At 66.6% G+C, this 12,198-nt stretch carries 8 protein-coding genes and 1 pseudogene; 6 read left to right on the top strand and 3 right to left on the bottom strand.

The genetic code is table 11. The features are described 5' to 3' along the window. Positions 1-118 precede the first annotated feature (118 nt). Both KXC43_RS49840 and KXC43_RS49835 read right to left on the bottom strand, forming a co-directional pair. Positions 119-1,620, bottom strand: a pseudogene (locus KXC43_RS49840) (ISL3 family transposase). A gap of 246 nt (positions 1,621-1,866) precedes the next feature. Continuing rightward, positions 1,867-2,481, bottom strand: a complete 615-nt coding sequence (locus KXC43_RS49835; protein WP_221383353.1) for a transposase — start codon at positions 2,479-2,481, stop codon at positions 1,867-1,869. A gap of 243 nt (positions 2,482-2,724) precedes the next feature. Here KXC43_RS49835 and KXC43_RS49830 point away from each other — a divergent pair, with 243 nt between their 5' ends. Next, a complete protein-coding gene (locus tag KXC43_RS49830) occupies positions 2,725-4,002 on the top strand; it encodes a sensor domain-containing phosphodiesterase (RefSeq protein WP_308129621.1) in 1,278 nt (425 codons plus the stop codon). 368 nt (positions 4,003-4,370) lie between these two features. On the opposite strand, the gene KXC43_RS49825 is transcribed toward KXC43_RS49830, so the two are convergent. After that, positions 4,371-5,243 (bottom strand): universal stress protein, encoded by an 873-nt coding sequence (locus tag KXC43_RS49825; RefSeq protein ID WP_221383354.1) that lies wholly within the window; start codon positions 5,241-5,243, stop codon positions 4,371-4,373. 313 nt (positions 5,244-5,556) lie between these two features. On the opposite strand from KXC43_RS49825, the gene KXC43_RS49820 reads away from it, so the two are divergent. The 5 genes from KXC43_RS49820 to KXC43_RS49800 all read left to right on the top strand — a co-directional run. Next, a complete protein-coding gene (locus KXC43_RS49820; protein ID WP_221383352.1) occupies positions 5,557-8,286 on the top strand; it encodes a cation-translocating P-type ATPase in 2,730 nt (909 codons plus the stop codon). Positions 8,287-8,737: 451 nt separating this feature from the next. Further along, positions 8,738-9,271, top strand: a complete 534-nt coding sequence (locus tag KXC43_RS49815) for a phosphoketolase family protein (RefSeq protein WP_308129620.1) — start codon at positions 8,738-8,740, stop codon at positions 9,269-9,271. A 220-nt stretch (positions 9,272-9,491) separates the two neighbouring features. Next, complete coding sequence (locus KXC43_RS49810; protein ID WP_221383351.1) at positions 9,492-10,034, top strand: PAS domain-containing protein; 543 nt, start codon at positions 9,492-9,494, stop codon at positions 10,032-10,034. After that, on the top strand, positions 10,031-10,954 hold the full coding sequence (locus tag KXC43_RS49805) for a methyl-accepting chemotaxis protein (RefSeq protein WP_221383350.1): 924 nt from the start codon (positions 10,031-10,033) through the stop codon (positions 10,952-10,954). Before KXC43_RS49810 ends, KXC43_RS49805 begins: the two co-directional genes overlap by 4 nt. Before the next feature lie 264 nt (positions 10,955-11,218). After that, positions 11,219-12,198: cbb3-type cytochrome c oxidase subunit I (locus KXC43_RS49800; protein ID WP_221383349.1), on the top strand; the 980-nt coding region annotated here is incomplete at its 3' end.

Genomic DNA, 12,198 nt, shown 5'->3' with positions numbered 1-12,198 from the left:
CGCCGCCGTCCCCGTATCGCATGCCCTAACTAGACAGCACACCCGAACCAGCAGGAATCACTCAAAGCGGCGATGTGTACACAGGAGTGACCTCAACTCCAGAAGCTCGATAGTAGTCTCAGTTCAGGAAGATCCGGTGGCGTAGCAGAGGGAACCATGCTCGGCCGCGCATCTGGCGCATGATCCGTTTGGTTTGGTGTTCACGCCTTCGGTTCCGCCGTTGTGGTAGGGCATGGTCACCGCAGCCAGGACGGCTTCGTGGTCGAGTTTGAGTCCGCGGGCGAAGGTATGCAGGTGGGGCAGCTCGGCGGCCCGGACGGCGGTGATCCAGGCTTCGAGTCGTGCATCGTTTCCGTCGCGTGGTTGGAGCAGGGCGGCGAACGAACCGACGAGGCCGGTGAGGTCGATCATCTCGGGGCAGGCGGTGGTCAGCTCGTGGTGGCGTTCGCGCTGGGCGTCGCTGAGGTGATCCGGATGGGTCAGCACGAGGCCGGTCAGCCGGCGCGGTGACATCGACGGGCGGTCGCCTTCGACGCGGCCTTGGGTGATGTATCGGACGAGCAGGTTCATGCTGCCGGCATATCCCAGGACTTTGATTTCGCGGAACAGTTGGAGATTGCCGACGGCGGGGTCTTGCTCGCGACGCCGCTGTAGGTGATCTCGATACGGGTCGACCAGCGTCGGCCGGTACTGCGGAGCGCGTTGCAGCCGTTCGGGTTCGCCGGCCCGGGCATAACGTTTCACGGTGTTCAGTGACACGTTCAGCCGGCGCGCGTATTCGAGCAGGCCGACGTCCGTTCGAGCAGGCCATGGATCTGTTGCCAGCGCTCGCGGGTCCTCCGTGCTCGGGGGCCGTCCTGCATCCGGCCGGCCTTGGGTCCAGCAGGTGCTGTGCGCGGCGACTTATCTGCGGGTGGCCTCGCCCAGGCCGTGCCATAGGTGCCATCGGTCGGCGACCTGGATCGCGTCGGGCAGTGCCCGGCGGACGGCCTCGGCGTAGGCGCCGGAACGGTCCCGGCAGACCACCTCGACACCCGGGTGCTCGCGAAGCCATGCTTCAAGGGTGTCGGCGTTGCGGTCGGGCAGCACGTCCACCCGCTGGCGTGTCTGCGCATCGATCAGCACGGTCGCGTAGCGGCTGCGGCGCCGCAACGCGAAGTCATCCACGCCCAGCACCCGTGGAACCGGCGGCGCGGCATACGGCATCCGTAGCAGCGCCCGGACCGTGGAATGTCACGACAGCGGCATCGCCATCTTCGACAGCAGCCGGGCCGCACCACGCCCGGCCAGTTCCCGCGCCACCGCCCCGACCAGGACCTGAAGGCGTACCGTACGCCGCTGATAGCGCTGCAGCACTCCCGGGACCTGCTCACGGAACGTCCTGCGGCACCCGACCGTCGGGCAGACCAGCCGCCGCACCCGGACCACGACCTGCACTCGCCGCGCATCGAGGGGAACGTCGCCCACGGTCCGCTCATGCAGGCCGTGCACCCGTGCCGTCAGCGCGCCGCAATCCGGGCACGCCGCCGCCACCGGCGGCGTCCGTGCACGCACCACGATCCTGTCGCCGACGTCCTCAACCTGTTCGATCACCAGCGGTGTCAACCCTCCGAACACCACACCAGCAAAATCATCAACGGCACACCGAGACTACTATCCAACATGGACAAAAACACGTTCCGTTACCACCGAAAGAGCGCCAGAGCCGTTTTCTTGACAGACCCGCGTCCCGGCTGCGCTGGAGTTTCGGTGGAGTCAGTGCGGTACCGCCTTGGCGGAGGCACCGCATGTCCTGGACTCCGGATAGCGGTCTGGACATCGACGAAACCGGCGACATCCAGGTGATCGGCGGCCATGCCGAGTTCATCATCCCGGTCCGCCGCAGCGATGATACCGCGACGGCCGCGGCACCCTAACTGCTGCCGGGCGGGTGGCGCCGCCATAGTGCTTGCCGGCGGATTCGTGGTTGCCGGGACACATGCCGGCCCAGGAGGCCAGATGTCCTGCGGTCGGGAAGCGGGCCATGTCCGTGCCGATCGCGGCGAGGATGACCTGGGCTTGACGGGTGCTGATGCCGGGGATGCTGCTCAGCCGGATGACTGCGGGTTGCAGCGGCAACAGTTCTTCGTCGATCCGTTCGGTCAGTGCGTCGATCGTGGCAGCGATGCCGTCGATGCGGTCGATCGCCGCGCGGCAGTGGAATGCGTGATGGTCGCCGAATCGGCCGACTAATGCGTCACGCAGGGCCGGGATCTTTGCTCGCATCCGAGCGCAGGCGAGATCGGCGAGGACCTGTGGGTCGCGTTCCCCGGCGATCAGCGCTTCGATCATTGCTCGGCCGGAAACGCCGAGGGTTTGCGTGGCGACGGAGGTCAGTTTGATGCCCGCGTCCTCCAGAAACTTCTCCAGCCGTTGCAGCTCGCGGGTGCGTTCCTGGACCAGGTTGGTGCGGGATCGGGTGAGATCACGCAGCCGGCGCACCCGCGGCGGTGGGACGAAGCTGGGACGGACCAGGCCGTGCTCGATCAGCCGGGCGGGTTGCGACCACATGCGCCTGGTCGTGGCTCTCAAGCCAGATCCGTCCTGCCTCCTCGCGAAGACGTCGTCGGCCGCGGTGCCCAGAATGCTAAGGGCGGCGCGGTTGACGCCGACATGATCAGCCGACCGGGGAGACCGTCCTGCGGGCCGGCGAGGAACAACAATGGCCGATCGAGGAGTAGCACCGTGTCACTGCTGTCCGTTGTGCCCATACCGACACCGGCGAACGTCCTCGGCCCGGCCGGTCTCGAGCACGACTCCCGGGCCGTCGAACGGCTCTTGTGGCTGGTCCGCTCACACCTGGATGCAGAAGTGGCGTGGGTATCCGCCTTCGCCGACGGGCAGCAAATCATCCACGCCGCGAGCGGCGAGATCGCGGCGATGAACATCCCGGTCGGTGAAGGCACCGACCTGCAGGGCTCCTACTGCACCCGGGTCGTGGCGGGAACGCTGCCGCCGATCATTGCCGACGCGCGCCGCCACCCGGTCACCCGGGATCTGCCGGTTACCCGCGAGCTCAGGATCGGCTCCTACATCGGTGTGCCGTGGCACGGGCCGGGCGGTGCCACGGCCGGCATGCTGTGCTGCGTCAGCCGCAACCCCGACCCGGCGCTGGACGGCGAAGCCGTACGGTTCATGACCTTCATCGCCGAACTGATCGGCGACCACATGGGCTCACCTCTGGCGCAGCAGCGCCAAACGTTCCACCGCGCTACAAAGATGGTCAAGGCCGTACTCGAGCAGCGCGCGATAAAAATGGTCTTCCAACCGGTCATCAAGCTCGCCGACGGCGTCACCGTTGCCTACGAAGCCCTCGCCCGCTTCAACCCCGACATCTTCCCCAGCCCCGACCGGGCGTTCGCCGCAGCCACACAGAGCGGTCTCGGTACTGATCTCGAGCTGCTGGCAGTCCAATGTGCACTCGAACGCCTGCCCGACCTGCCCGACGAGACATCGCTCTGCGTGAACCTGTCCGCCGATGCCCTTCTCACCGCGGCAGCCTCCGACATGCTCCTCGCACACGCCGGAAACCAGCTCATCATCGAGGTCACCGAACACGCACAGATCGACGACTACGCAAAGCTGCGCCACGCATTGAAAGGCCTGCGCAGTGCCGGATTGAAGCTCAGCATCGACGATGCCGGGGCCGGGTTCGCCAGCCTGCACCACATCCTGCAACTGCAACCCGACATCATTAAGCTCGACATCTCTCTGGTCCGGGGCATCGACACCGACCCGGCGCGCGCCGCCCTGGCCAGATCGCTGGTCAGCTTCGCGGCCGACACCGACGCCGAACTCATCGCCGAAGGCATCGAAACGGCCGCCGAACGCTCCCGGCTCGCCGAACTCGGCCTCAGCTACGGCCAAGGATTCCACCTCGCTCGCCCGGCCGACCTACCCGGCCCACGATCCAATCCGGCGAATCAGCCGGATGCAACGCCGAGTCATCGACCGGGAAGGTGAACACCGACCCCGGTACTGTCGCCCGGCCCTCGAAGCCGCCGGATCCCGCGGAGGTGTCGATCTCGGTCAGCCCGGTTGTCTTCGCCGGCCGACGCTGTGATACGCAATCGCTGGATCATCGCGCGAGCGTCGTGCTCGTCGCCGAAGTAGTGGGTGGACTTCTCGGCCGTCGGAGCCGCCGAGATCGTCGCGAGCCCGTTCGACGACGGCCCACCACAGCGCTGGTCCCTGTCGGCGCTCAGCGTCGCTGGTACCGCCCTGACGTTCCTCGAACCCGATCCGCACGCCCCGAACTATGAGCAGCACGTGGCCCAGGTGTACCGGGCAATCGACGAATGGGCCCCCGCTGGCCGGAGAGGCAGGCCTGTTCAGATCTTGCGGGAGAGCGGAGGGCTGACGAGTACAGGACGGTGAGCGTGATGCAGGGTCGCCATGGCGACGCTGCCGAGGACGATTTCGGCCAGGGCCGAACGGCCGCGTGAGCCGACCACGATGGCGGCGGCTTTCTGCTCGCGGGCGTAAACCGTCAGTGCGTCGGCCACGGCACGGCCCTGGTGACCGTGGCCGCTGTGCAAGTGGACTGCGGTGAACGCCTGATCGCGTGGTCCGGATTGCGGTGCGGGCTGGGTGATGTCGTCGACGGCAACGAGGTGCAGGTCCCGCGTCGGGAACAGGTTCCGGGCCGTGGCGGAAGCGGTGTCAGCACCGGCGGAGCCGTCCCAGCCGACGACGACCGGGCCGTCCGGCAGTGCCTCGTACTCGTCGATCAGCAGCGGCTGGGGGATCACCAGGACCGGGCGGGTGCTGTAGTGCACGGCCATGTCGGACACGCTGCCGAGGAACGCCTTGGCAGCACCGAGCCCGCGGGAGCCCATGATCAGCAGGTCCGACTGCGCCTCGTCAGCGATCTGTGCCAGGTGCAGGCCTTCTCCGCCGTAGGCACGCTGCACGACGGGCTCGCTGTCCCACCCGGCGGCGCGCGCAAGCATCACACCGGTGGCGACCAGACGGGCGGCTTCCTGTTCACCTTCGCGTTCGATCGCGGCGACCAACTCGTTGAGGTTGCTGTTACGCGCCCGCAGCCGGCGCCGGAGATCGTCGTTGGCAAACGGCGGAGTCCACAGGTAGGCGATCTGAGCGTGCGCGCGCGGGAACATTTGCGCCGCAGCCTCGATCGCGGCGTTCGCGGCCGGGGACCCGTCGTAGGCAACCACGGCCTTCGTTACGACTGATCCGTTCATGACGCACGTCCTCTCCGCAGCTTCGCGTATATCGCCGTAGCCAGTTGTCACTGGTGTCACTGAGCTGTCGCTGCGGCTAATCGGTCGCGAGCGGGTCACCATGGGCGTCATGATTTTACCCGTCGGTATCCGTCATGGAGGCTTGTGGGTGCCGGTGTGACATGCCATCAGCACGCCTGCTGCGGCCCTGGCCAGGGCTGCTCTGGTGCGGTTGCCTCGCTCGCGTACAGGCACGGCGGCGTACCCGTACGGTTGATCACGGCCCGCAGGGCCGCCCGGATAGGCATTCTGGAATGGTCGGAACGGAGCCGAGATGCCCGCTGAAGCCCCTGCCCCGGCGACCGCAACCGGATGGCATGCACGGCCGGTCGCCGATCTTCTGGAAGAACTGAACGCGGACTCGGCGGACGGCCTCGCCACCGATGAGGCCCGGCATCGGCAGGAACGGCTCGGCCGCAATCAGCTCGACGAGGTGCCGAAGCAGCCGCGATGGCGGGCGTTCCTGCGGCAGTTCCAGGATCTTCTGATCATCATCCTTCTGGTCGCCGCGGTGGTGGCCCTGGTGGTGGGCCGGGAGTGGGAGACCCCGATCGCGATCACGCTCGTCGTGTTGCTCAACGCGACGATCGGGTTCGTGCAGGAGTCGAAGGCAGAAGCCGCGCTCGACGCGTTGCGGCGGATGAGCGTGACCACCGCGACCGTACGCCGCGACGGCCGTGTCGTCCGGCTGGACGCCACCGAACTGGTGCCCGGTGACGTGGTGATCGTGGAGGCCGGTGACCGGGTGCCCGCAGATGGCCGGCTGTTGTCGGCGACCTCACTGGAGATCCAGGAATCGATGCTGACCGGTGAGGCCCAGCCGTCGGCCAAGTCGGCGTCGGCCGCAGTCGACGAGGACGCCCCGCTGGGTGACCGGGTGAACACCGTCTACATGAACACCGCAGTCACCCGCGGCCACGGCGAGGTGCTGATCACCGCGACCGGAATGGGCACCGAGACCGGCCGGATCGCCGACATGCTGCACCAGGCGAAACCCTCCTCGACACCGCTGCAGCAACAGATCGACGCACTCAGCCGCACGCTGGCATTCATCGCCGGCGGGGTCATCGTCGTCGTGTTCGCCCTCGGCCTGCTCCGGGGGCAACCCTTCGATGACCTGTTCATCACCGCTGTCTCCCTCGCGGTCGCGGCCATCCCCGAAGGGCTGCCCGCGGTGGTGGCGTTCACCCTGGCGATGGGCACGGGCCGGCTCGCCAAACGCGGCGCTATCGTCAAAAAGCTCGCGTCGGTGGAGACCCTGGGCAGCACCACACAGATCTGCACCGACAAGACCGGCACCCTGACCCTCAACCAGATGACGGCCCGCGAACTGCTGATGTCCGGCCGCCGATACCGGATCTCGGGCGAGGGCTACTCCACCGACGGGCGCATCGACGCCGACGGCGGCTCGCCGCACGGACCTCTCGACCCGGCGCTGGTGCCGATGGCCCTGTGCAGCGACGCCGTGCTTCGCGACGGCGACATCGTAGGAGACCCCACCGAAGGCGCGCTGGTCGTGCTCGCCGCCAAAGGCGGCATCGACGTCACCGCACTACGCAAACAGCACCCCCGCGTGCTCGACATCCCGTTCGACTCCGACTACAAGTTCATGGCCACTTTCCACGACTGGACCGACGAGCAAGGCCGCAGGGTCATCCGCTGCTTCGTCAAGGGAGCCCCGGATGTGCTCGCCGCCCGGGCCGGCGGCTACCTAGGCGACACAGGCCACGTCCGGCCGTTCGACGCTGCCGCCCGGCAACGCCACGATCAAGCGAACGCGGACATCGCAGGGCAGGGCATGCGGGTGATGGCCGTCGCCGTTCAAGACTTCCCCGCCGAGACCTTCACACCGTCCCAGGACCCCAAGGACATCCTCGATCAACTGGTCCTGGTTGCTCTCGCCGGCATCGTCGACCCGCCACGCCCGGAAGCAGAACAGGCCATCCAGCAATGCCGTGACGCCGGGATCAAGGTCCGGATGCTCACCGGCGACCACGCCGCCACCGCCGCCGCGATCGCCGCCGAGATCGGCATCCCCGGCCGGGCAGTGACCGGCGGCGACCTCGACACCATCACCGACGACGCCGACCTCGCCCGTGAACTCGACGACATCGGGGTCGTCGCCCGGGTATCGCCCAGCCACAAGATCCGGATCGTGAGCGCACTGCAGCAGCGCGGCGAGGTGACCGCGATGACCGGCGACGGCGTCAACGACGCACCCGCCCTGCGCAAGGCGGACATCGGCGTGGCAATGGGCAAGACCGGGACGGAGGTGACAAAGGAAGCCGCCACCATGGTCCTGACCGACGACAACTTCGCCACCATCGTGACGGCCGTGCGTGAAGGCCGCGGCGTGTACGCCAACATCGTCAACTTCACCCGCTTCCAGGTCTCCACCGCGCTCGGATTCGTCATGACCTTCCTGATCGCGTCATTGACCGGTATCGCCGGCGGCGCGCCGTTCACCGCGCTGCAGATCCTTTTCGTCAACCTGGTCATGGACGGGCCGCCCGCGATGTCGCTCGGCGTCGACCCGGTCAGCCCCGACGCGATGCGCCAGCCGCCCCGCCGCCGCGACGAACACATCCTCAACCGGCGACGACTGCTGCGGGTCCTGCTCGCCAGCACCGTCATGGCCGGCGGCACCCTTGCCGTGCTCGTCTGGGCGCCAGGGCCCGCGCCCGAACTCGGCCAGGCGACGACCGCCGGCACCATGGCGTTCGTCACCTTCGTGCTGTTCCAGGCCTTCAACCTGCTCAACGTCCGATCCGACATCCGCACCGTGTTCAGTCCTGAAACTCTGCACAACCGGTCCGCGCTCGCCGCCACCGGCCTCGTCGTGGCACTGCTCGCCGTCATCGTGCAGCTCGATGTCGCACACAACCTGTTCGCCACCACCGACCTCACCCCAGGGCAATGGCTCACCTGCACCGCCGTCGCCTCCACCATCCTGATCACCGGCGAGTTGCTCAAGACAGTGCTGCGTGCCCGCCGCCGTCGCTGAACAACGCACGCCAAATCACGGTACGCACCTGACCGAGGTGACCGCGCGGACGGCCCCCGCGGTTCGCCCCCGCGCCAGCGGACCAGTGAGGTAACACGGCCCCGACCGGGACGACAAACACCCCGGCAAGCGTCACAGACAGTAACCGCGGGGAGTGTCCGTCCCGCCTCGATTCGCGTCGTGAAAGCCCTGCTCAACGCTGCAATCCATTATGGACAGAGCACCTCGGCGACACGCGATCACCACCCGATCACCACGCTCCCACTGTGCGAGATCTCGGAGGCTGAAAATGGGAAACAAAAAGGCCGTGACCCCTGTTTCCGCAGATCACAGCCTCGATCTTTTGTGCGCCCGAAGGGACTCGGACCCTTAACCTTCTGATCCGGTGCGCCGTGAGGCGCTGTTGTTCGAGTGGAGGTGAAAGACCGCCACCTTCTTCCTGTCGCAGCAGGTGGGCGTAGCTGAGGTCATCCTCGCGTGCGCCGGCGATGTCGTCACCATGGAGACCGTCGCGGCCGCCCGGATCCTGCTGGAGAAACTGCCGCAGATGAAGGTCCGCGTGGTCAACGTGGTTGACCTGATGACACTGCCACGTCCGAAGGACCACCCGCACGGCATGAGCGAAACCATGTTCCGTGAGCTGTTTACCGACCATGTCGACGTGGTGTTCTCCTTCCACGGCTACCCGGGCGCCATCCATCAGCTGGTACACGGCCGGCCTGACGCCGACCGGTTCCGGGTGCGCGGCTTTATCGAGCAGGGCACCACGACCACACCGTTCGACATGACGGTACGCAACCGGGCCTCCCGGTATCACCTCGTTATGGACGCCATCAATAACGCCAAGCGGCTACCCAGCGGAGCCAGCGAGCTGAAGGCCTGGTGTGAGGCGCAGCTCGAGCGTCACGAGCGGTACGTCGTCGAGCACCTCGAAGACATGCCGGAGGTACGCGACTGGTCGCTCGGCGACTGGGCGCAGCACTAACGGCAGGTGATCGACCGGGTCCGGCAACCGGCTACGAGTTGCCGGACCCGCTGCTGCGTACGCGGGCCGCGTTGTTCGACGTGACGCCGGTGAGCACCCGCATCGCCTTTTACGCAGGCCGGTTCCGCTGGTGGAAACTGAGCAGTTGAACCATGTCGGTGGCAGATCTACTTCGCCGAAACCGCGCTCAACTTGGGATGCGTACGGCGACCATAGGATCATGAAGCCAACTCGGGTCACGCCGACCGGTGTTGAGCGGACCTTCCGCGAGGACGAGATCATCGTTACCAAGACGGACACACGTGGCGTGATCACGTACGCCAACGACGTCTTCCTGAGAGTCTCGGCTCTCGACGAGAGCGACGCCACCGGCAAGCCTCACAATCTCATCCGGCACCCTGACATGCCGCGCGCTGTGTTCGAGCTTCTGTGGGACACCGTGAAAGACGGCCGCGAGTTGTTCGCATACGTGCTCAACTTGGCTGCCGACGGGGCCCATTACTGGGTCTTCGCTCATGTCACGCCGTCTTTCGACAAGGATGACCGGATCGTGGGGTACCACTCCAGCCGGCGCAGGCCCAAGCCGGCTGGAATGGCAGCGGCATCGAAGCTTTACGCACAGTTGCGGGCCGAGGAACGCCGCCATGCCAGTCCGCCTGCAGGACTGGAAGCCGGTAGGCGGATGCTGCAGGAAACGCTCTCCGGCCTCGGTGTGACGTACGACGAATTCGTCTGGGACCTTACGAACGGTGGCGGTCGATGAGCCGCCGGGAGCGACCGCCGGCGCCGGTGGTGAGCGATGGCGATGTGCTGCGTCTGATCGGCGAGTTGTGCGACCGGGCAACGGCCGGTGACCTGGAGGCTCGGCTTGCGGCGGTGGACGGGTCCGACGTCGCCCGTGCGACACGTGTCAAGGTCAACAGGCTCCTCGATATCACCGACGGGTTCGTCCGGGAGTCCAGCGCCTCACTGGCAGCGGCTGCCGAAGGTCGATTCTACCGCCGATTCTTGACTGACGGCTTGTCGGGCGTCTTCTGTAAGGCCGCAGCGCAGATCTCCCGGTCGAGTCAGCAGATGAACATGGCCGCCGCACAGGTTGTAGAGGCGGAGCGGTCGCGGCTTGCCCTGGCTGACGAGCTGGAATCTGCTGTCTTGACCGTATCTGAGCAGGTCGCCACCGCGGCGACGCAGATGGGGGCGTCGGCGAACGGACTGGCTGACTTCGCTCGCGACGCGGTGACGGATGCGGAACGCGGCCTGGAGACGGTCACCTCCCTGCGCGCGGCCTCAGATCAGATCCGGCAAGCGGTCGACTTGATCAACTCCGTGGCCGCCCAGACCAGGTTGCTGGCATTGAACGCCACCATCGAGGCGGCACGAGCCGGCGAGTTGGGGCGCGGGTTCAGCGTGGTGGCCGGCGAAGTCAAGTCGCTGGCCAATGAGACCAGTTCCTCCAGCGAGGAGATCCGGGGACAGGTGACCATGGTTCAGCACGCGGCCACCGACGCTGTGTCCGTGCTGGAGGCGGTCACCGCCAGCATTCGCGAGATGAGCGGCCTCGTCGACGGGATCGCCAGGGCTGTCGACGGGGGCGTCGGGTCTGACACGTCGGGGCTGTCGCAGCTCGCTGAAGTGCTCCGGAACGAGGTCCTTCGGTTCGTCACATCTGTGCGTACGTTGTAGCGCACGTTTCCCACCTCGCGCCGAACACGAAGCCGAGACCGCTGTTCGGTGGTGCCGGCTGATCGCTCGGCGGCTCGGGCGAGCCTGGTGTCCGTCCGGACGATGGGCAGGTCGCGCCAAGCGTAGCCATTGCTTCAGAGCAACAGTAGGTCGCCGTCGTTCTGCAAGAAATACATGTATTGCTAAATACTAGACAAATGAGGTGATTCGCGGTTTATAACAGGGAGGACCGCAGTCTTCTTCCCGTGCAGCTGAGGAGTTTGCATGACCGCAGTCGCCCCCAAGCCGGTGCCCACTCGGCCCCACCCGGTTCGCCGGCAAGTGCCAGGGTCGGCGCTGGCCCGGATCCTGCGTACGACGGACGCGAAGCAGATCGGGATCATGTACATGATCACGTCGTTCGTGTTCTACGTAATCGCCGGAATCATGGCGTTGCTGATGCGGGCCGAGCTGGCCCGGCCCGGCATGCAGGTACTCTCCCCTGAGCAGTACAACCAGCTGTTCACCATGCACGGCACCGCCATGCTGCTGTTCTTCGCGACGCCGATCGTGTTCGCCTTCGCGAACTATGTGGTGCCGATGCAGATCGGCGCTCCGGACGTGGCGTTCCCGCGGCTCAACGCGTTCGCGTACTGGCTGTACCTGTTCGGCACGCTGGTGACCATGGCCGGTTTCCTCACGCCCGGTGGCGCCGCCGACTTCGGCTGGTTCGCCTACACGCCGCTGAGCGACTCGCTGCACTCGCCGGGCATGGGCGGCAACATGTGGGTGGTCGGCCTGGCGATCGGCGGCCTCGGCACGATCCTGGGAGCAGTCAACCTGATCACCACGATCCTGACCCTCCGGGCCCCTGGCATGACCATGTTCCGGATGCCGATCTTCACCTGGAACATGCTGGTCACCAGCCTGCTGGTGATCATGATTTTCCCGTTCCTGGCAGCGGCGCTGTTCGCCCTGGCTGCCGATCGGGTGCTCGGCGCGCACGTATTCGATGTTGAGACCGGCGGGCCGATGCTGTGGCAGCACCTGTTCTGGTTCTTCGGGCACCCGGAGGTGTACGTCATCGCGCTGCCGTTCTTCGGCATCATCACCGAAGTTGTGCCCGTGTTCAGTCGCAAGCCGGTGTTCGGCTACAAGGGCCTGGTGGCCGCGACGCTGCTCATCGCGGCCCTGTCGATGTCGGTGTGGGCGCACCACATGTTCGTCACCGGCCAGGTGCTGCTGCCGTTCTTCAGCTTCCTGAG

Source organism: Paractinoplanes polyasparticus (genome assembly GCF_019710575.1).
In the GTDB taxonomy this organism is placed as follows: Bacteria; Actinomycetota; Actinomycetes; order Mycobacteriales; family Micromonosporaceae; genus Actinoplanes; species Actinoplanes polyasparticus.
This window is presented reverse-complemented; position numbering and strand designations above follow the sequence as displayed.